We start from the raw sequence: 20,821 nt of genomic DNA on the forward strand, positions 1-20,821 counted from the left end.
CATGAAACTGTACAATCTGAAAGATCATAACGAACAGGTCAGCTTCGGGCAGGCTATCAAACAGGGCCTGGGTAAGCAGCAAGGGCTGTTTTTCCCGCTGGAATTGCCTGAATTCGAACTGACCGAGATTGATAAGCTGCTGGAGATGGACTTTGTCACTCGCAGCAGCAAGATCCTGTCCGCTTTTATTGGCGACGAGATCGGCGAAGAGGCGCTGTACCAGCGGGTGAAGGCCGCGTTTGAGTTCCCGGCCCCGGTGGCGCAGGTGGAGAGCGATGTCGCCTGCCTGGAGCTGTTCCATGGCCCGACGCTGGCGTTTAAAGACTTCGGCGGTCGCTTTATGGCGCAGATGCTGGCGGAAGTCGCGGGCGATCAGCCGGTGACCATCTTGACTGCGACCTCCGGTGATACCGGCGCTGCCGTTGCTCACGCCTTCTATGGCCTGAAAAACGTGCGTGTGGTGATCCTCTATCCACAGGGCAAGATCAGTTCGCTGCAGGAAAAGCTGTTCTGCACGCTGGGTGGCAACATCCACACCATCGCTATCGATGGTGACTTTGACGCCTGCCAGGCGTTGGTGAAGCAGGCGTTTGACGATCAGGAACTGAAAGAGGCCGTACATCTGAACTCGGCCAACTCGATCAATATCAGCCGCCTGCTGGCGCAAATCTGCTACTACTTTGAAGCAGTGGCGCAATTGCCGCAGGAAGCCCGCAATCAGTTGGTGATTTCCGTGCCAAGCGGCAACTTTGGCGACTTGACCGCCGGGCTGCTGGCGAAATCCCTGGGGCTGCCGGTAAAACGCTTTATCGCCGCCACCAACGCTAACGACACCGTGCCACGCTTCCTGACTACCGGCCAATGGCAGCCAAACGCCACCGTGGCGACGTTATCCAACGCGATGGACGTCAGCCAGCCTAACAACTGGCCGCGTGTGGAAGAGCTGTTCCGCCGTAAAATCTGGCAGTTGAAGGAGTTGGCTCATGGCGCGGTGAGTGATGAAACCACCAAGGAAACCATGAAAGAGTTGGCTGCCTTGGGTTACCTTTCAGAGCCTCATGCGGCGATAGCCTACCGCGTTCTGCGCGATCAACTGCAGGCAGGGGAGTTTGGTCTGTTCCTGGGCACGGCGCATCCGGCCAAGTTCAAGGAAAGCGTTGAAGAGATCCTCGGGCAGGAATTGCCATTGCCACAGGCCTTGGCGGTGCGTGCACAGTTGCCGCTGCTGTCGCATAACATGGCGGCGGATTTTGCCGCACTGCGTCAATTCATGATGACTTTGCCAGCCTGATAAAAGCCGTTCCCTCTCCTTGTCGGGAGAGGGAACGGATTTCTCACTGTTCCGGGCGTTTAAACACCAGCTCATTACCCGCCGAAGCCGCCTCATCGAAGGCATACCCTTCCAGGTTGAAATCAACCAGTTGTTCACTGCGACTCAAGCGATTCTTGATGATAAAGCGGCTCATCAGCCCGCGTGCTTTTTTGGCGTAGAAGCTGATGACTTTGTACTTGCCGTTTTTCTCGTCCAGGAATACCGGCTTGATCAGCGAACCGCGCAGCTTGGCCGGTTTTACCGATTTGAAGTATTCATCCGAAGCCAGGTTGACCACCACATCATCGCCTTGCTGCTCCAGGGCCTGATTCAGTTTTTCGGTGATCCGATCGCCCCAGAAACTGTACAAGTCTTTACCCTGCGGGTTCTCCAGCTTGATCCCCATCTCCAGCCGGTAAGGCATCATCAGATCCAGCGGGCGCAGCACCCCGTACAGGCCAGAGAGCATTCGCAGATGCTGTTGTGCGAAGTCGAAATCCTCTTCGCTGAAGTCTTGCGCCTGTAAGCCGGTATAAACGTCGCCTTTAAACGCCAGCAGCGCCTGACGAGCATTGTCCGGGGTGAAGTCAGGCTGCCATTCGCCAAAGCGTGCGGCATTCAGGCCCGCGAGCTTATCGCTGATGCTCATCAGGCCGGAAATTTGTGCCGGGGTCAGCTTACGGCAGATTTTGATCAGCTTTTGCGACTGATCCAATAATTCAGGCTGGGTGAAGCGTTTGGTGGCTAACGGGCTTGCATAATCCAGGGTTTTGGCAGGTGAAATAATAACGAGCATGGTCACATCCTGTTTATCAACATGTGGCTACTGTAGCAAAAAGCGCGCAAGACCAGGAGGTATGGCTGTGATAGGGCGCACTTTACGCACGCCATGGAGGATTAACGCTGTTTGCTCGACTGCCAGATCCCCGGTTCGAGTTGGGACCCCAGCTCCGGGTAGTGGTTGATGTCAAAAGTGGGAAGCTTGCCGAGTGAACGCTGGTGGTTGTAATCCCTGGCCAATTTGAAGGCCACGTCGGACAGTAACAAGATAGCGGTCAGATTGGTGATCGCCATCAGCGCCATCGAGATGTCCGCCATTTTCCACACCGTGGATAATTCTGCCATCGAGCCAAACATCACCATACCCAAGGCAAAGCAGCGGAAAATCGTCAGCTTGGTCGGATGGTGGTGCTTGAGGAAGAACAGGTTGTTCTCGGCATAGGCATAATTGGCAATGATAGAGGTAAAGGCAAACAGGAAAACGGCAATTGCGACAAAGGGCGCGCCCCAGGAACCGACGGCGCTGGCCATGGCCCGCTGGGTCAGATCGATACCGCTGATGTTGGAAGGGGGACTATCCAGTGCACCAGAGGCCAAAATAATCGCCGCCGTTGCGCTGCAAATGACGATGGTATCGACAAATGCGCCAAGCATCTGCACATAGCCCTGCGAGGCAGGGTGTGGCGGATAAGGGGTCGCGGAAGCTGCCACGTTGGGGGCCGACCCCATTCCGCCTTCGTTAGAAAACAGCCCGCGTTGTATACCCTGCGTCATGGCCTGGGAGATCCCGTAACCCAGGGTACCGGCAGCGACTTCCTGCAGGCCAAAAGCGCTTTTGAAGATCAGCGCCAGGATGGATGGCATATGCTCAATATTCAGGCCGATGATCCACAGTGCCAGCAGCAGGTAGGCCAAGGCCATAAACGGCACGATTTTTTCTGCGACGCGGGCGATGGTACGGATACCGCCAAAGATCACCATGGCGCTCAACACCACCAATGCTATGCCGACGTACATGGGTTCGATGTTAAAGGCAACGGAACTGGCCAGGGCGATGGAGTTGGCCTGTACCGCATTGAACACCAAGCCGAAAGCGATCAGCAGGAAAATGGAGAACATCACGCCCATCCAGCGCATATCCAACCCTTTTTCCATATAGTAGGCTGGGCCGCCACGGTAGTTGCCGTTATCGTCTTTGGTTTTATAGAGCTGCGCCAGGGTACTCTCAATGAAAGAGGTCGCCATGCCGATAAACGCGATCACCCACATCCAGAAGATGGCTCCGGGGCCGCCAGCCGTAAGCGCTATCGCCACGCCGGTAAGGTTGTTGGTGCCGACACGAGCGGCGAGCGAAGTGCATAACGCCTGGAAGGATGAAATGCCCGCACCGTCGCTTTTGGTGCTGTTCTTCAGCACGGAAAACATATGGTTGAAGTGGCGGATTTGAATAAAGCGGGTGCGCAAGGTGAAGTAGATGCCGGCACCCAGCAGCAAATAGATCAGTACTGAACCCCACAGGATGTTATTGATAAAGTTAATCAGATCCGTCACATGTTTCTCCTTGTTAAGATTACTACTCCTCAGGTTCTTCGACCTTGGTTCGGAAAACTTGAGTCAGTTCTCGACAAGAACTTGGTTAAAATCATCCCACTTGACGGGAATTGCAGCTTTTTTGGATTTTTGTGGTGAATAAAACAGCTGGCGGGAATTTAACATAATTTCCAGGTGTGAGAGCGCGTTAATGCCGTGGCGTTGCTTCGGTAATTACGAATTATCGGTGCGTAACCGGTTGCTCGCACAAGGATAAAACAACCGCCGCCAGCGCGTGAGTTTCCTGCCTTGCGCCGGGCTACGCGCATGTTATTATCAGGACAAGGCATGGTTGAACGATGCCAAAAGTTCATGCACAAACGATGAGATAATGCCAACATGACCGATAAATTAACGTCCCTACGCCAGCTGACTACGGTAGTTGCGGATACGGGTGATATCGCTGCAATGAAGCTATATCAACCGCAAGATGCCACCACCAACCCTTCGCTGATCCTCAATGCAGCGCAAATTCCTGAATACCGCAAACTGATCGATGAAGCCATTGCCTGGGCGCGCGAGCAGAGCAGCGATCGCGATCAGCAGGTTGCCGATGCCGCAGACAAGCTGGCCGTCAACATTGGTCTGGAGATCCTGAAACTGGTGCCGGGCCGCATTTCCACCGAAGTGGATGCACGTCTGTCTTATGATACCGAAGCCAGCGTTGCCAAAGCCAAGCGCCTGATCAAACTGTATAACGAAGCGGGCATCAGCAACGATCGCATCCTGATCAAACTGGCCTCCACCTGGCAGGGCATCCGTGCTGCCGAGCGTCTGGAAAAAGAAGGCATCAACTGTAACCTGACGCTGCTGTTCTCCTTCGCGCAGGCACGTGCCTGTGCCGAAGCTGGCGTGTACCTGATCTCGCCGTTCGTTGGCCGTATTCTTGACTGGTACAAAGCCAATGGCGACAAGAAAGAGTTTGCCCCGCACGAAGATCCGGGCGTGGTTTCGGTGTCCGAAATTTATCAGTACTACAAGCAGCACGGCTATGAAACCGTGGTGATGGGTGCCAGCTTCCGTAACGTGGGAGAAATCATCGAACTGGCGGGCTGCGATCGTCTGACCATCGCCCCTGCACTGCTGAAAGAGCTGGCAGAGAGCGAAGGCGCACTGGAGCGTAAACTGTCTTACACCGGCGAAGTGAAAGCGCGTCCGGCACCGCTGACCGAGCCTGAGTTCTACTGGCAGCATAACCAGGATCCAATGGCGGTTGAGAAGCTGACCGACGGTATCCGCAAGTTTGCCGTAGACCAGGGCAAGCTGGAAAAAATGATCGCCGACTTGCTGTAATTACGAAAAGTCGTGCAGAAGGTGGCCTCGGCCACCTTTTTTTATACCTGAATATCCACCTCATCGGGCAAACCCCCTATACTCCCGTCATTAATCTCCCTTGGGTAGCCGGGGCATCAGACAGAGGTAAAACATGGATACATTACGCATTGGTTTGGTTTCTATTTCGGACCGCGCTTCAGGGGGCGTTTATCAGGATAAAGGGATCCCGGCGCTGGAAGAGTGGCTGAGCTGCGCTGTGGCAACGCCGTTCACCCTGGAAACCCGGCTGATCCCGGACGAGCAGACCCTGATTGAGCATACGTTGTGTGAGCTAGTTGATGAGATGGGCTGCCATCTGGTGTTGACTACCGGCGGCACCGGGCCGTCCCGGCGTGACGTCACTCCCGACGCTACGCTGGCGATTGCCGATCGGGTGATGCCGGGTTTTGGCGAGCAAATGCGCCAAATCAGCCTACACTATGTGCCAACGGCAATTCTTTCACGTCAGGTTGGGGCGATCCGTAAACAGGCGTTGATCATCAACCTGCCGGGGCAACCCAAATCGATTAAAGAGACGCTGGAAGGGGTGAAGGACGAGGCAGGCAAGGTGGTGGTGCACGGTATTTTTGCCAGCGTGCCTTATTGCATCCAACTGCTCGAAGGCCCCTATGTGGAGACCCATGAGGCTGTGGTAGCAGCATTCCGTCCCAAGAATGCACGCCGCGAGATAAATCTCTAAATTTCAGCAATCTGCGGGATAACCTTCAGCGTATCTGGTGTGAAAGTATTTTGCCGTTATAGTAAGGAACTTTTTACAGTCAGCCATTGTGCTTGCTTGGTCTTTCCTGTTTCCTCTAACGGTATCTTATGCATCACGATAATAATCGTCGGCTCAATCGGCAAGATTATAAGACTCTGACGTTGGCTGCCCTGGGCGGTGCGTTGGAGTTTTATGACTTTATCATTTTTGTTTTCTTTGCCGCGGTAATGGGGGATCTGTTTTTCCCGGCGGATATGCCCGAATGGCTACGCCAGGTGCAGACCTTTGGTATCTTTGCGGCGGGCTATCTGGCTCGGCCACTGGGCGGCATTATCATGGCGCACTTCGGCGATCTGGTGGGGCGTAAAAAGATGTTCAGCCTGAGCATCCTGCTGATGGCATTACCGACGCTGGCGATGGGGATGCTGCCAACCTATGCTCAGATCGGCATTGCCGCACCGTTGCTGCTGCTGTTGATGCGGGTACTGCAAGGCGCGGCTATCGGTGGTGAAGTCCCTGGTGCCTGGGTGTTTGTAGCGGAGCATGTGCCGCGCAAACGCATTGGTTTTGCCTGCGGTACGCTCACGGCTGGCCTGACGGCCGGTATCCTGCTCGGCTCGCTGGTGGCCACCATCATCAATACCACGCTCAGCCAACAGGCTATTCATGACGGTGGTTGGCGTATCCCGTTTTTCCTGGGCGGCATCTTTGGCCTGTTTGCCATGTATCTGCGCCGCTGGTTGCAGGAAACCCCAATCTTTATCGAGATGCAGGCGCGTAAGGCGTTGGCAGAAGAGCTGCCACTGAAATCGGTGGTGATGAATCACCGCAAAGAGATTGCGGTCTCGATGTTGCTGACCTGGCTGTTGTCGGCAGGCATTGTGGTGGTGATCCTGATGACGCCAACCTACCTGCAAAAACAGTTTGGCATAGCCCCGGCGCTGTCACTGCAGGCCAATAGTATCGCGATCATCATGCTGTTTGCTGGCTGTATTGTCTCTGGTTCGGCGGCGGATCGCTTTGGCGCCAGCAAAACCTTTATCGTCGGCAGTTTGCTGTTGGCGGGGTGCAGTTGGCTGTTTTATCAGTCGGTGGCAACACATCCAGAAATGCTGTTCGCCACCTACGCGCTGGTTGGCTTCAGCGTGGGGATCGTCGGTGCGGTGCCTTACGTGCTGGTGCGGGCTTTCCCGGCGGAAGTGCGATTTAGCGGGATTTCATTCTCCTACAACGTGGCATATGCGATTTTTGGTGGTTTAACCCCGGTGTTTGTCACGCTGATCATGAAGTTAACCCCGTTAGCGCCCGCTTATTATATGCTGGCGTTATCGACGCTCGGCCTGCTGCTGGGGATCTACCTGCGTCGCGACCTGAACAGTGAAAAACCGCTCTTGAGCTAAGCGATTTTCGCCCAATAAAAAACCCTGCGATTAAACAGCGCAGGGTTTTTTTATATCACGTTAGTACGGATTTATGCAGTAACAGCAGCTGGTGTTGCCTGCTGAGCTTCCACCGGGCCGATTGGCAGCACGGTGCGGCCCAACTGTTCGTTGATCACCTCAGCCATTGCCAGATAGATCGCGCTGGCACCACAGATAATGCCTTCGTAACCGGCGAAGGTCAGGATCGCGTGGTTACCGGTGATGTTGCCGACGGCCAGCAGGGCGAACAGTACGGTCAGGCTGGCAAACACGAATTGTAACCCGCGGTTGGTGCGCAGCGTGCCGAAGAACATGAACAGGGTGAAGACGCCCCACAGTGCCAGATAAATACCGAGGACGTTAGCGTCGGTCGGTTCTGCCAGGCCCATGCGTGGCAGCAGCAGGATGCCTACCAGGCTCAGCCAGAAGCAGCCGTAAGAGGTGAAGGCGGTCAAGCCGAAGGTGTTGCCTTTCTTGAACTCAAGAATACCGGCAAAAATCTGAGCCATGCCACCGAAGAAAATCCCCATACTGATGATGACGGAAGTCAGTGGGAAAAAGCCCGCGTTGTGCAGGTTCAGCAAGACGGTAGTCATCCCGAAGCCCATCAGACCCAGGGGGCCGGGATTTGCCAACTTGTTGGAGTGCATATGTCCTCTGCGATAACAGAATTGTAACGAAAATGGATAGGTAATTTAATAATTGGTCTGAATGGCCGAAAAAACCATAACTTCCATCAGAGCGCGCGGCATCATAATGATCCCCACGTCAGGAAACAATGATCTTGCTGCGGATAAAAACGAAATTTTTTTTGCCCTGCCCCTTGATGCTGGTGTGGATGGCCCCATCTTATTGGCAACCGCAGTTGCTGACCGCGGGTAACACTGAGATGCCGGGTAGTTGAAAAGCAAAAAAACGCCCGCATATAGTTAGCAACCTGACCGATTATGAATTTATTAGTGGAGATGTTTAGATGGGCAAAATTATTGGTATCGACCTGGGTACAACCAACTCTTGTGTAGCAATTATGGATGGTGGCAAGGCGCGCGTGCTGGAGAATGCCGAAGGCGATCGCACCACTCCTTCAATCATCGCATATACCCAGGATGGTGAAATTCTGGTTGGCCAGCCTGCTAAGCGTCAGGCTGTTACCAACCCACAAAACACCCTGTTTGCGATCAAGCGCCTGATTGGCCGTCGCTTCCAGGATGAAGAAGCACAGCGTGACAAGGCTATCATGCCTTACAGCATCGTCGCTGCCGATAACGGTGACGCCTGGCTGGAAGTGAAGGGCCAGAGAATGGCACCACCGCAGATCTCTGCGGAAGTCCTGAAGAAAATGAAGAAAACGGCGGAAGATTACCTGGGTGAGCCGGTAACTGAAGCGGTTATCACCGTTCCTGCCTACTTCAACGATGCTCAGCGTCAGGCGACCAAAGATGCTGGCCGTATCGCAGGTCTGGAAGTGAAACGTATCATCAACGAACCGACTGCTGCGGCCCTGGCTTATGGCCTGGACAAAGAAGTGGGCAACCGTACCATCGCGGTTTATGACCTGGGTGGTGGTACATTCGATATCTCAATCATTGAGATCGACGACGTTGACGGTGAAAAAACCTTCGAAGTTCTGGCAACCAACGGTGATACCCACCTGGGTGGTGAAGACTTCGACAGCCGCCTGATCAACTATCTGGTGGAAGAGTTCAAGAAAGAGCAGGGCATGGATCTGCGCAACGATCCGTTGGCGATGCAGCGTCTGAAAGAAGCCGCTGAAAAAGCCAAGATCGAGCTGTCCTCTGCTCAGCAGACCGACGTCAACCTGCCGTACATCACTGCAGATGGCAGCGGTCCAAAACACATGAACATCAAAGTGACCCGTGCAAAACTCGAGTCGCTGGTAGAAGATCTGGTTGCTCGTTCTATCGAGCCGCTGAAAGTGGCACTGAAAGATGCTGGCCTGTCGGTTTCTGACATTCAGGACGTGATCCTGGTCGGTGGCCAGACCCGTATGCCTATGGTTCAGAAGAAAGTTGCTGACTTCTTCGGTAAAGAACCACGTAAAGACGTTAACCCGGACGAAGCGGTTGCCGTTGGTGCTGCGGTTCAGGGCGGTGTGTTGGCCGGTGATGTGAAAGACGTATTGCTGCTGGACGTTACCCCTCTGTCACTGGGTATCGAAACCATGGGCAGCGTAATGACGCCGCTGATCACCAAAAACACCACTATCCCGACCAAGCACAGCCAGGTGTTCTCTACTGCCGAAGACAACCAGGCTGCGGTGACCATCCATGTGCTGCAGGGTGAGCGTAAACGTGCCAATGACAACAAGTCACTGGGCCAGTTCAACCTGGACGGCATCCAGCCGGCACCACGCGGTATGGCACAGATCGAAGTAACCTTCGATATCGATGCCGACGGTATTCTGCACGTGTCTGCGAAAGACAAGAACACCGGCCGTGAGCAGAAGATCACCATCAAGGCGTCTTCTGGTCTGAATGAAGAAGAAATCCAGAAAATGGTACGCGATGCCGAAGTGAACGCTGAAGCTGACCGTAAGTTCGAAGAACTGGTGCAAACTCGTAACCAGGCGGATCACCTGATCCACGGTACCCGTAAGCAGTTGGAAGAAGCGGGCGAGCAATTGCCAGCTGAAGACAAAACCGCTATCGAGAGCGCGCTGAAAGATCTGGAAGCGGCGGTCAAAGGCGAAGATAAAGCCGAGATCGAAGCCAAGACTCAGGCGCTGGTGCAGGTTTCCGGCAAGCTGATGGAAATGGCCCAGGCTCAAGCGCAGCAGGCACAGGGTGCTGATGCAGGTGCAGACAACGCGGCGCAGAAAGACGACGACGTGGTTGACGCCGAGTTTGAAGAAGTGAAAGACAAAAAATAATCGCCCTTAAGCGGGCACGGTGCGGCCACAGGCCGTAACCGGAAACCAGCACGGGCGTCGAGGCAACTCTACGCCCGTGCACGCATGTTAAGGGTAAGAGAAATAATGGCGAAGAGAGATTATTACGAGGTGCTCGGCGTTGCCAAGACGGCAGACGAGCGCGAAATCAAAAAGGCGTATAAGCGCCTGGCGATGAAGTACCACCCTGATCGTAATCAGGAAAAAGACGCCGAAAGCCAGTTTAAAGAAGTCAAGGAAGCGTACGAGATCCTGACCGACGATCAAAAACGTGCTGCCTACGATCAATACGGCCATGCCGCCTTTGAGCAAGGTGGGATGGGCGGTGGTGGTGGCTTTGGTGGCGGCGGTGCCGACTTCAGTGACATCTTTGGCGACGTGTTTGGCGATATCTTTGGCGGCGGACGCCGTCAGCGTGCCAGCCGTGGATCCGATTTGCGTTACAACATGGATCTGACGCTCGAAGAAGCCGTGCGTGGTGTGACCAAAGAGATCCGTATTCCAACGCTGGAAGAGTGTGATGTCTGCCATGGTAACGGTGCCAAGCCGGGCAGTTCGCCGGCAACCTGCCCGACCTGTCATGGTCAGGGCCAGGTGCAGATGCGTCAAGGGTTCTTCACCGTGCAGCAGGCTTGTCCGCACTGCCACGGGCGTGGCCAGATCATCAAGGATCCGTGCAACAAATGTCACGGCCATGGTCGCGTAGAGAAATCCAAAACCCTGTCGGTGAAAATCCCGGCGGGCGTAGATACTGGCGACCGCATCCGCCTGGCGGGTGAAGGTGAAGCTGGTGAACACGGCGCGCCGGCAGGCGATCTGTACGTTCAGGTTCAGGTGAGTGCTCACCCGATCTTTGAACGTGAAGGCAATAACCTGTACTGCGAAGTGCCGATCAACTTTGCTATGGCGGCCTTGGGTGGCGAGATTGAAGTGCCAACGCTGGATGGCCGCGTCAAGCTGAAAGTCCCGGCGGAAACTCAGACCGGTAAACTGTTCCGTATGCGTGGCAAAGGGGTGAAATCGGTACGGGGTGGCAGCCAGGGTGATCTGCTGTGCCGCGTGGTGGTAGAAACACCGGTGAGTCTGAACGAGAAGCAGAAGCAGCTGCTCAAAGAGTTGGAAGAGAGCCTGGGTGGCCCTTCTGGGGATAAAAACAGCCCGCGTTCGAAAAGCTTCTTCGACGGCGTGAAAAAGTTTTTTGACGACCTGACTCGTTAATCAACGTTCCCCGCGCATCAATCCTCAAACCCCGGTTTAAGCAAACCGGGGTTTTTTTATCTTTGCTGTCTGAATGTCCCTATAAAAATTGTGACATACAACTCAAACAGATCGGTTTTATCGAGTTATTTTGCATTTATAAACTGATTTTTTCGAGGTGATTCCTCATCTATACTCGTTGCATTGTCTGGAAACCGGGGCGCTTTGCCTCTTTATCTATGCCCTATGGATTTCGAGTTGCAGCTTGAAAGACGACGGGCATTCTGGAGCGACGTACTGTGACTACTATTATTCGTCAGTTTCTGCGCCAAGAAGCCGCTGGCGGCATTATTCTGATCGCCGCCGCCGTGGTGGCTTTGATCATGGCCAATACTCCCGTACAGGGGCTGTATCAGGCTTTCATTAACTTACCGGTGGCGGTCAGCATCGCCTCGTTGGAAATTGCCAAACCGCTGCTGCTGTGGATTAACGACGGTTTAATGGCCATCTTCTTCCTGGTGGTCGGGCTTGAAGTCAAACGTGAGCTGCTGCAAGGCTCGTTAGCCGGACGCGACAAGGCTATCTTCCCGGCGATTGCAGCCCTGGGCGGTATGCTGGCTCCGGCGCTGATCTATCTGCTGTTCAACGGTGCCGATGAAGTGACTCGCCAGGGGTGGGCGATCCCGGCGGCAACGGATATTGCCTTTGCCTTGGGCGTGATGGCCTTATTGGGCAACCGGGTGCCGACCAGCCTGAAAGTGTTCCTGCTGGCCTTGGCGATTATTGATGACCTTGGGGTCATCATCATTATCGCGTTGTTCTACACCCATCAGGTCTCGATGGTGGCGCTGGGCGTTGCGGCTGCGGCGATCGTGGTGTTGGCCGTGATGAACTGGCGAGGCGTGGGCAAGACCTCGCTGTATATGATGGTCGGATTGGTGCTGTGGGTGGCGATCCTCAAGTCAGGTGTACATGCCACGCTGGCGGGGGTGATTGTCGGCTTTATGATCCCGCTGAACGCCAAGAGTGAGCCTTCGCCCTCTGAAACCTTGGAGCATGAGCTGCACCCGTGGGTCGCCTTCCTGATCCTGCCGTTGTTTGCTTTTGCCAACGCAGGTGTGTCGTTGCAAGGGGTATCCCTGAGCGGGTTGACGTCACTGCTGCCACTGGGGATTGCCGCCGGGTTGTTTATCGGCAAACCACTGGGGATTTTCGTCTTCTGCTGGCTGGCGGTGAAGCTGGGGATTGCCCGTTTGCCGCAGGATATCGGTTTTAAACAGGTGTTTGCCGTGGCCGTGCTCTGTGGTATTGGTTTCACCATGTCGATTTTTATTGCCTCATTGGCCTTCGCCGATGCGGATGTGGCTCTCAGTACCTATGCCAAATTAGGCATACTATTGGGATCGACCAGCGCTGCGGTAGTGGGCTACGGCCTGCTGCGTTTCACTTTGCCCCGCAGCTGATGACCTTTGTGTTTACCCCTTGTTGCTGAGGGGGCTATTACAGTAGTAGCAGTAGCGTGGCTTCGTCAGCCGCGCTGCACTTGGGATTAAAGATAACTTTGCGTTGTCCGAAATTAACGATAGGGAGTTTGTCGCTCATTACGGTAGACCGTTTTGCCGATGAGAAACCTAAGGAGAGAACGTTTTGAGAATGTCTCATATCAACTTTAACCATCTGTATTACTTCTGGCAGGTCTGTAAGGAGGGTTCGGTTGTCGGTGCGGCAGAAGCTTTGTTCCTCACGCCGCAGACCATCACCGGCCAAATCAAGGCACTGGAAGAGCGGCTCAACGGTAAGCTGTTCAAACGCCAGGGGCGTGGACTGGTCCCCTCCGAGTTAGGCCAACTGGTGTTCCGCTATGCCGACAAGATGTTTATGCTCAGCCAGGAAATGCTGGATATCGTCAACTATCGTAAGGAGTCCAACCTGCTGTTTGACGTTGGCGTCGCGGATGCGCTGTCCAAACGTCTGGTCAGCCAGGTATTGGAAACCGCGGTGGTGGACAATGAACAAATCCACCTGCGCTGCTTTGAATCAACCCATGAGATGCTGTTGGAGCAACTCAGCCAGCATAAGCTGGATATGATCCTGTCGGACTGTCCGGTCGACTCCAGCCAGCAGGAAGGTCTGTTTTCGCTCAAGCTGGGCGAGTGTGGGGTCAGCTTCTTCTGTCGTCAGCCGATACCCGATTTGCCGTTTCCTGCCTGTCTGGAACAGCGCCGCTTGCTGATCCCGGGAAGGCGTTCGATGCTGGGGCGCAAACTGCTCAACTGGTTCAACACGCAAGGTATCAAGGTTGAGATACTGGGGGAGTTTGACGATGCGGCGCTGATGAAGGCTTTTGGCCTGTACCACAACGCGATCTTTGTGGCGCCAACGCTGTATGCGCTGGATACCTATAGCGATGATGACGTGGTGGAGATTGGGCGTGTCGACAGCGTGCAGGAAGAGTATTACGTCATTTTTGCCGAGCGAATGATCCAGCACCCGGCGGTACAGCGGGTATGCAACAAGGACTTCTCGGCGCTGTTCGCGCTGTAGGCTTGAACGTCAGGCGTAAAAAAACCGGCCGAGGCCGGTTTTTTTAACAAGCACACAACGTAATGCTTATTGCATTGCGTTGATACGCGCCGTCAGGTTTGACTTATGACGCGCTGCTTTGTTTTTGTGGATCAGGCCTTTAGCAGCCTGGCGATCCACAAGTGGTTGCATTACGAGGAATGCTTTTTGTGCTGCGTCTTTGTCGCCAGCTGCGATAGCTGCGTCAACCTTCTTAATGAAGGTACGCACCATTGAGCGACGGCTAGCGTTATGCTTGCGACGTTTCTCAGACTGTATGGCGCGTTTCTTAGCTGATTTGATATTAGCCAAGGTCCAACTCCCAAATATATATATTGAGGACAATTCAAAGGCCGAGGAATATGCCCTTTTAGCCTTCGTTTGTCAATGGATTTGTGCAAATAAGCGCCGTTTGTACGGGCGGCACTTGCTACGTTGTGATGGCGCAGGATTTTACCAGCTTCAGCCATGGGAATACAGTGTTTCACGAGAAAAATCGCCATGTGATTTGCATCACAGTCTGCAAGCTGTTGGTCCTGGTGGGTTATCCCCCGTCTTTCAAGCGTCGGCCAGAAGCCACGCTCGCTATCAGCGGGCTAATATAGCACGCATTGGGCCAGATAAACGGTGGTTAAGGCGATTATCCTCCGGTATGGTATGACTATTACATCAAAGGAACCAATCGCGGGTTAACCTTGACCGCTGTACAAGGTATAATCCGCCGATTTCCACTGTGTTGGGCCAGCTATGCAGCTAATTCGCGGCATCCATAATATTCGGGCACGCCACCGTGGCTGTGTGCTCACCATCGGCAACTTTGACGGCGTCCATCGTGGTCATAAGGCGCTGCTGGGGCAGTTGAAGCAGGAAGGGCGACGCCTGGGGTTGCCGGTAATCGTCATGATCTTTGAGCCACAGCCGCTGGAACTGTTTGCCGCGGATAAGGCTCCGGCCCGCCTCACGCGTTTGCGTGACAAAGCCAAATACCTGGCGCAGGCCGGGGTTGATTACCTGTTGTGCGTCAAGTTTGATCCCCGTTTTGCCGCTCATACCGCTCAGGCATTCGTTGCCGAGCTGCTGGTCGAAAAGCTGGGGGTAAAATTCCTGATGGTGGGGGATGATTTTCGCTTTGGTGCTGGTCGCCAGGGGGACTTCCCGCTGTTAGAGCTTGCCGGGCAAGAATTCGGCTTTGAGGTGGTCAGCACGCCAAGCTTCCGTGAAGGCGACCTGCGTATCAGCAGCACCGCCATCCGCAATGCGCTGCGTGATGATGATTTGCCGCTGGCAGAAACCCTGCTGGGGCATCCTTACAGTATTTCCGGGCGCGTAGTGCATGGCGATGAACTGGGGCGAACCATTGGTTTCCCAACCGCCAACCTGCCGCTCAAACGCCTGGTTGCCCCGGTGAAAGGGGTTTATGCCGTCGATGTTTATGGCCTGGGCCCAGAGCCTTTGCCGGGCGTGGCCAATATTGGCACCCGCCCTACGGTGGCAGGTGTACGTCAGCAGTTGGAAGTGCATCTGTTGGACGTAACCCTGGATCTTTACGGGCGCCACCTGGATGTGGTGCTGCGCGCAAAATTGCGCAATGAACAGCGTTTTGCTTCGCTCGATGCGCTAAAGCAGCAAATCGCCAATGATGTGGTGACGGCCCGGACGTTCTTCGGGCTACAGACACCGGCTTAATCTACGAACCGAAACGAGATCGAGAATCTAATGAGTGACTACAAGAATACCCTGAACTTGCCGGAAACAGGGTTCCCGATGCGTGGCGATCTCGCCAAGCGTGAACCTGGCATGCTCGCACGTTGGTATGAACAGGATCTGTACGGGATCATTCGTGCCGCCAAAAAGGGCAAGAAATCCTTCATTCTGCATGACGGCCCTCCGTATGCGAATGGCAGCATTCACATTGGTCACTCGGTAAACAAGATCCTCAAAGACATTATTATCAAGTCAAAAGGGATGGCTGGCTTTGATTCGCCTTACGTTCCAGGCTGGGACTGTCACGGTCTGCCTATCGAACTGAAGGTTGAGCAACTGTATGGCAAACCGGGTGAGAAACTGACACCGGCAGAATTCCGTCAGAAGTGTCGCGAATATGCTGCCGAGCAGGTAGAAGGCCAGAAGAAAGACTTTATCCGTCTGGGGGTCTTGGGTGACTGGGATCGTCCGTACCTGACCATGAATTTTAAAACCGAAGCCAACATTATCCGTGCATTGGGCAAGATCATCAGCAATGGTCATCTGCTCAAAGGCGCCAAGCCGGTGCACTGGTGTACGGACTGCGGTTCTTCCCTGGCGGAAGCGGAAGTTGAATATTACGACAAAACCTCGCCATCCATCGACGTCGCGTTCCACGCGGTTGATGCGGCGGCGGTGGCCAGCAAGTTTGGCGTAACCAGCGTGAATGGCCCGGTGTCACTGGTGATCTGGACGACCACACCGTGGACGCTGCCTGCCAACCGTGCGATCTCGCTGAACGCAGAATTCGCCTATCAGTTAGTGCAGATCGACGGCCAGTGCGTGATCCTGGCAGCCGATCTGGTGGAAAGCGTGATGAAGCGCGCAGGCATCACTTCCTGGGCAGTGCTGGGCGACTGTAAGGGCAGCGATCTGGAACTGATGCGCTTTACCCATCCGTTTATGGGCTTTGACGTGCCGGCGATCCTGGGCGATCACGTTACGCTGGATGCCGGTACCGGTGCCGTACATACTGCACCTGGCCACGGCCCGGATGACTTCGTGATCGGTCAGAAATACGGCCTGGAGGTCGCCAACCCGGTTGGCCCGAACGGCTGCTACCTGACCGGCACCTATCCAACGCTGGACGGCAAGTTCGTGTTCAAGGCCAACGATCTGATCGTTGAGCTGCTGCGTGAAAAGGGCGCTTTGCTGCACGTGGAAAAACTGCAACACAGCTACCCGTGCTGCTGGCGCCATAAAACGCCGATCATCTTCCGTGCCACGCCGCAATGGTTTATCAGCATGGATCAAAAGGGCCTGCGCAAGCAGTCGCTGGAAGAGATCAAAGGCGTGCAGTGGATCCCGGATTGGGGCCAGGCGCGTATCGAAACCATGGTGGCTAACCGTCCAGACTGGTGTATCTCACGCCAGCGTACCTGGGGGGTTCCAATGTCCCTGTTCGTGCATAAAGACACCGAGCAGCTTCACCCACGCAGCGTAGAGCTGATGGAAGAAGTGGCCAAGCGTGTCGAGCAAGACGGGATCCAGGCCTGGTGGGATCTGGACGCTGCCGATATCCTCGGTGCTGAAGCGGCCGATTATGTGAAAGTGCCAGATACGCTGGACGTCTGGTTCGACTCGGGTTCAACCCATTCTTCCGTGGTTGACGTGCGTCCAGAATTCAACGGCCACTCTGCCGACATGTATCTGGAAGGTTCCGACCAACATCGTGGCTGGTTCATGTCATCGCTGATGATTTCGACTGCCATGAAAGGCAAGGCGCCTTACAAAGAAGTGCTGACCCACGGCTTTACCGTGGATGGTCAGGGGCGCAAAATGTCCAAGTCGATCGGCAACACCGTCAGCCCGCAGGACGTGATGAACAAGCTGGGTGGCGACATTTTGCGGCTGTGGGTCGCTTCTACCGACTACACCGGCGAGATTGCGGTTTCCGACGAAATCCTCAAGCGTGCTGCCGATTCTTATCGCCGTATCCGTAATACCGCGCGTTTCCTGCTGGCCAACCTGAATGGGTTTGATCCAAGCACCGACTGCGTGGCTCCGGAAGAGATGGTAGTACTGGATCGCTGGGCCGTGGGCCGTGCATTGGCCGCACAGCAGGATATCGAGCAAGCCTATGCCAACTACGATTTCCACGAAGTGGTGCAGCGCCTGATGCAGTTCTGCTCGGTAGAAATGGGGTCCTTCTATCTGGACATCATTAAAGACCGTCAGTACACCGCGAAAAGCGACAGCGTTGCCCGCCGCAGCTGCCAGACCGCTCTGTTCCACATTGCGGAAGCGCTGGTACGCTGGATGGCGCCGATCATGTCGTTTACCGCCGATGAAATCTGGGCCTTCCTGCCAGGCAAACGCACGCAGTACGTGTTTACCGAAGAGTGGTACGACGGTCTGTTCGGGCTGGCGGCAGGCGAAGGCATGAACGATGCGTTCTGGGCCGATCTGCTGAAAGTGCGTGGCGAAGTGAACAAGGTGCTGGAGCAGGCGCGTGCAGACAAGCACATCGGTGGTTCGTTAGAGGCTGCGGTTACGTTGTACGCCGATAGCGATCTGGCAGCAAGTCTGAACAGCCTGCAGGATGAACTGCGCTTTGTGTTGCTGACCTCATCGGCCAGCGTAGCACCGTTTGCGGATGCTCCTGCCGATGCGCAGCAAAGCGAACTGTTGAAAGGGCTGAAAATTGCGTTCAGCAAAGCGGATGGTGAGAAGTGCCCGCGCTGCTGGCATTACACCACCGATGTCGGCCAGGTGGCGGAGCATGCAGAACTTTGCGGCCGCTGTGTGAGCAACGTAGCCGGTGACGGCGAAAAACGTAACTTTGCCTGAGAACAAGCGCCTGATGAGTAGACCGATAAGTTCGACCGGCTTGCGCTGGCTATGGCTGGTAGTGGTGGTGCTGGCGCTGGATTTTTTCAGCAAACAGTGGATCCTGAGTAACTTCGTGCTGGGCCAGACCCAGCCGTTGTTCCCGTCAATCAACCTGTACTATGCGCGTAACTACGGCGCAGCGTTCAGTTTCCTGGCGGATCACGGTGGCTGGCAGCGCTGGTTCTTTGCCGGTATTGCGGTCGCCATCGTGGCGGTGCTGCTGGTGATGATGTATCGCAGCAGTGCCCAGCAGAAGCTGAACAATATCGCCTATGCCTTTATTATCGGCGGTGCGATCGGCAACCTGTTTGATCGTCTGTGGCATGGCTTTGTGGTCGATTTCATCGACTTTTATATCGGTAACTGGCATTACCCGACCTTCAATCTGGCGGACAGCTTTATCTGCGTGGGTGCCGCCATGATTGTGCTGGAAGGGTTCTTGCCGGCGAAGAAAAGCGTCAACAGCGAAGGTAAGTGATATGACGGCTCAGGTTAACGGCAACAGCGCAGTGCTGGTGCATTTCACGCTGAAACTGGCAGATGGAACGACCGCGGAATCCACCCAGGGCAATGGCAAACCAGCGCTGTTCCGCCTGGGCGATGGCAGCCTGTCTGCTCCGCTGGAACAGCAGTTGATCGGTCTGCGGGCAGGGGACAAATGTGCGTTTACCCTGCAACCGGAAGCCGCGTTTGGCGCGGAGAACCCGGATCTGATCCAGTTCTTCTCACGCCGCGATTTCAACGAGACCGGCGTACCGGATGTCGGCACCATCATGCTGTTTACTGCCATCGACGGTAGCGAAATGCCTGGTGTGGTGCGTGAAGTCGCGGAAGATTCGATCACCGTTGATTTCAACCATCCGTTGGCGGGGCATCCGGTGACCTTCGATATCGAAGTGCTGGAGATCGACCCACAGCAGGAGGAAGCACATGCAAATATTGCTGGCTAACCCACGTGGCTTCTGCGCCGGGGTTGATCGTGCGATCAGCATCGTAGAACGTGCGCTGGAGATTTATGGCGCGCCGATTTACGTGCGTCACGAAGTGGTGCATAACCGCTACGTGGTCGAAAGCCTGCGCGAGCGTGGTGCGGTATTTATCGAAGAGATCGCGGAAGTGCCAGACGGCTCGATCCTGATCTTCTCTGCCCACGGTGTGTCGCAGGCTATTCGTGCCGAGGCCAAGGCCCGCGATCTGACCATGCTGTTTGATGCCACCTGTCCGTTGGTGACCAAGGTGCATATGGAAGTGGCTCGGGCCAGCCGTAAGGGCACCGAGGCGATCCTGATTGGCCACGCCGGGCATCCGGAAGTGGAAGGCACCATGGGCCAGTACAGTAACCCTCAGGGGGGCATGTACCTGGTTGAGTCGCCGGAAGATGTCTGGCAATTGCAGGTGAAGAACGAGCATAACCTGTGCTTTATGACCCAGACCACCTTATCGGTGGACGATACCTCCGATGTGATCGATGCGTTGCGTAAGCGCTTCCCGGATATTATCGGGCCGCGCAAGGATGATATCTGCTATGCCACCACCAACCGTCAGGAAGCGGTGCGCAGCTTGGCAGGTGATGCCGACGTAGTGCTGGTGGTGGGGTCGAAGAACTCGTCCAACTCCAACCGCCTGGCGGAACTTGCCCAGCGCGTGGGTAAACCGGCCTATCTGATTGATTCGGCAGCGGACATTCAGGAATCCTGGTTGAAAGACGCCCGCAACATTGGTGTCACTGCCGGGGCCTCTGCGCCGGACGTGCTGGTTCAGGACGTCATCAGCCGCTTGAAAGCCTTGGGCGGTGAAGACGTGCATGAGCTCAGCGGCCGTGAAGAAAACATCGTGTTTGAAGTGCCGAAAGAGTTGCGCATGGATATCAAGCAGATCGACTGATGGCCCCTCACCCTAACCCTCTCCCACAGGGAGAGGGGACTGTCCGTGCCACATCCTGGCTACTGTATTCGCCTCATTACAGACTAACTTCTGCATCAACCTTGTCACAGATAAATTCCCGTATCTATCACCTTTGAGTGAGGGGGAAAGTGCAAGAAAAATGACACCTGTACCTATTAACTACTGCATCAGCCTTGCCACAGACTAATTCCTGCACCTAAACACCTTTGAATGAGGGGGGTGGGAAGTGCAAGAAGAATGACACCTGTACCTAACCACGATGCCATACTGGCTCCCTCTCCCTGTGGGAGAGGGTTGGGGTGAGGGGAAACAGCTCGCAGAAACAGCAAAAAACCACCTTTTCGCCATTCATCGTAATGCATAAATAGTGCATGATTATGTAGCACCAGACGGTTGACGCTAATCGGGTAATTGTTAATCAATTGACAGCGTTACTGATAACATACCGGGCATATCATAATTTTCTAATCCGTAAGCAAATCCTCTGGTAGTGATAAGGTGGGGAAGTTACCCTGAATCCATAGCCGAGGAGTGGC

The 20,821-nt window shown here is 54.8% G+C and carries 18 protein-coding genes; 14 read left to right on the plus strand and 4 right to left on the minus strand.

Annotation, left to right across the window (positions count from 1 at the left end):
• The first annotated feature begins 1 nt into the window (after position 1).
• Positions 2-1,291 (plus strand): threonine synthase, encoded by a 1,290-nt coding sequence (gene thrC / locus ABIE29_RS01995; RefSeq protein ID WP_429616597.1) that lies wholly within the window; start codon positions 2-4, stop codon positions 1,289-1,291.
• A 43-nt stretch (positions 1,292-1,334) separates the two neighbouring features.
• Here thrC and yaaA read toward each other — a convergent pair whose 3' ends face one another.
• Positions 1,335-2,108 (minus strand): peroxide stress protein YaaA, encoded by a 774-nt coding sequence (gene yaaA, locus ABIE29_RS02000; protein WP_429616598.1) that lies wholly within the window; start codon positions 2,106-2,108, stop codon positions 1,335-1,337.
• A gap of 101 nt (positions 2,109-2,209) precedes the next feature.
• On the minus strand, positions 2,210-3,643 hold the full coding sequence (locus ABIE29_RS02005; protein WP_429616599.1) for an alanine/glycine:cation symporter family protein: 1,434 nt from the start codon (positions 3,641-3,643) through the stop codon (positions 2,210-2,212).
• A 378-nt stretch (positions 3,644-4,021) separates the two neighbouring features.
• Between ABIE29_RS02005 and tal the strand changes: the two genes are divergently transcribed.
• The 3 genes from tal (at position 4,022) to ABIE29_RS02020 (ending at position 7,117) form a co-directional block, all read left to right on the plus strand.
• The gene (tal, locus tag ABIE29_RS02010) at positions 4,022-4,975 is read left to right on the plus strand and encodes a transaldolase (RefSeq protein WP_024483582.1); all 954 of its coding nucleotides are present in this window, start codon (positions 4,022-4,024) and stop codon (positions 4,973-4,975) included.
• A gap of 133 nt (positions 4,976-5,108) precedes the next feature.
• Positions 5,109-5,696 (plus strand): molybdopterin adenylyltransferase, encoded by a 588-nt coding sequence (gene mog, locus ABIE29_RS02015; RefSeq protein WP_429616600.1) that lies wholly within the window; start codon positions 5,109-5,111, stop codon positions 5,694-5,696.
• A 128-nt stretch (positions 5,697-5,824) separates the two neighbouring features.
• Positions 5,825-7,117: an MFS transporter gene (locus ABIE29_RS02020; protein WP_429616601.1), complete on the plus strand. Its 1,293-nt coding sequence runs from the start codon at positions 5,825-5,827 to the stop codon at positions 7,115-7,117.
• Between the two features lie 71 nt (positions 7,118-7,188).
• Here ABIE29_RS02020 and satP read toward each other — a convergent pair whose 3' ends face one another.
• Positions 7,189-7,788 carry an acetate uptake transporter gene (satP, locus tag ABIE29_RS02025; protein WP_039995478.1) on the minus strand — a complete coding sequence of 200 codons (600 nt, stop codon included), beginning with the start codon at positions 7,786-7,788 and terminating at the stop codon, positions 7,189-7,191.
• A gap of 61 nt (positions 7,789-7,849) precedes the next feature.
• Here satP and ABIE29_RS02030 point away from each other — a divergent pair, with 61 nt between their 5' ends.
• From ABIE29_RS02030 to nhaR, 5 genes are all read left to right on the plus strand, one after another.
• Positions 7,850-8,020, plus strand: coding sequence for a hypothetical protein (locus ABIE29_RS02030; protein WP_162304324.1), 171 nt, complete (start codon positions 7,850-7,852; stop codon positions 8,018-8,020).
• A gap of 91 nt (positions 8,021-8,111) precedes the next feature.
• Positions 8,112-10,028 (plus strand): molecular chaperone DnaK, encoded by a 1,917-nt coding sequence (gene dnaK, locus ABIE29_RS02035; RefSeq protein ID WP_021179252.1) that lies wholly within the window; start codon positions 8,112-8,114, stop codon positions 10,026-10,028.
• Between the two features lie 105 nt (positions 10,029-10,133).
• Positions 10,134-11,264: a molecular chaperone DnaJ gene (dnaJ, locus tag ABIE29_RS02040; protein ID WP_024527213.1), complete on the plus strand. Its 1,131-nt coding sequence runs from the start codon at positions 10,134-10,136 to the stop codon at positions 11,262-11,264.
• Between the two features lie 278 nt (positions 11,265-11,542).
• A complete protein-coding gene (gene nhaA / locus ABIE29_RS02045) occupies positions 11,543-12,706 on the plus strand; it encodes a Na+/H+ antiporter NhaA (protein ID WP_429616602.1) in 1,164 nt (387 codons plus the stop codon).
• 184 nt (positions 12,707-12,890) lie between these two features.
• On the plus strand, positions 12,891-13,787 hold the full coding sequence (gene nhaR / locus ABIE29_RS02050) for a transcriptional activator NhaR (RefSeq protein WP_429616603.1): 897 nt from the start codon (positions 12,891-12,893) through the stop codon (positions 13,785-13,787).
• A 66-nt stretch (positions 13,788-13,853) separates the two neighbouring features.
• Here the strand turns inward: nhaR and rpsT are convergent, their stop codons facing one another.
• Entirely contained in the window at positions 13,854-14,117 is a 264-nt protein-coding gene (gene rpsT, locus ABIE29_RS02055; RefSeq protein ID WP_024527210.1) for a 30S ribosomal protein S20, read from the minus strand.
• A 435-nt stretch (positions 14,118-14,552) separates the two neighbouring features.
• Here rpsT and ribF point away from each other — a divergent pair, with 435 nt between their 5' ends.
• Genes ribF through ispH form a run of 5 tightly spaced genes read left to right on the plus strand, consistent with a single transcriptional unit; the run spans position 14,553 to position 20,264 of the window.
• Positions 14,553-15,491 carry a bifunctional riboflavin kinase/FAD synthetase gene (gene ribF / locus ABIE29_RS02060; protein WP_429616604.1) on the plus strand — a complete coding sequence of 313 codons (939 nt, stop codon included), beginning with the start codon at positions 14,553-14,555 and terminating at the stop codon, positions 15,489-15,491.
• Between the two features lie 30 nt (positions 15,492-15,521).
• Positions 15,522-18,338, plus strand: a complete 2,817-nt coding sequence (ileS, locus tag ABIE29_RS02065; protein WP_429616605.1) for an isoleucine--tRNA ligase — start codon at positions 15,522-15,524, stop codon at positions 18,336-18,338.
• A gap of 13 nt (positions 18,339-18,351) precedes the next feature.
• A complete protein-coding gene (lspA, locus tag ABIE29_RS02070; RefSeq protein WP_248943961.1) occupies positions 18,352-18,858 on the plus strand; it encodes a signal peptidase II in 507 nt (168 codons plus the stop codon).
• 1 nt (position 18,859) lies between these two features.
• Positions 18,860-19,330 carry an FKBP-type peptidyl-prolyl cis-trans isomerase gene (gene fkpB / locus ABIE29_RS02075; RefSeq protein ID WP_024483572.1) on the plus strand — a complete coding sequence of 157 codons (471 nt, stop codon included), beginning with the start codon at positions 18,860-18,862 and terminating at the stop codon, positions 19,328-19,330.
• Positions 19,311-20,264, plus strand: a complete 954-nt coding sequence (gene ispH, locus ABIE29_RS02080) for a 4-hydroxy-3-methylbut-2-enyl diphosphate reductase (RefSeq protein WP_429616606.1) — start codon at positions 19,311-19,313, stop codon at positions 20,262-20,264. The genes fkpB and ispH overlap by 20 nt, the downstream gene beginning before the upstream one ends.
• The last annotated feature ends 557 nt before the right edge of the window (positions 20,265-20,821 follow it).

The organism is Serratia sp. 2723, assembly GCF_050434425.1.
Lineage (GTDB): Bacteria > Pseudomonadota > Gammaproteobacteria > Enterobacterales > Enterobacteriaceae > Chania.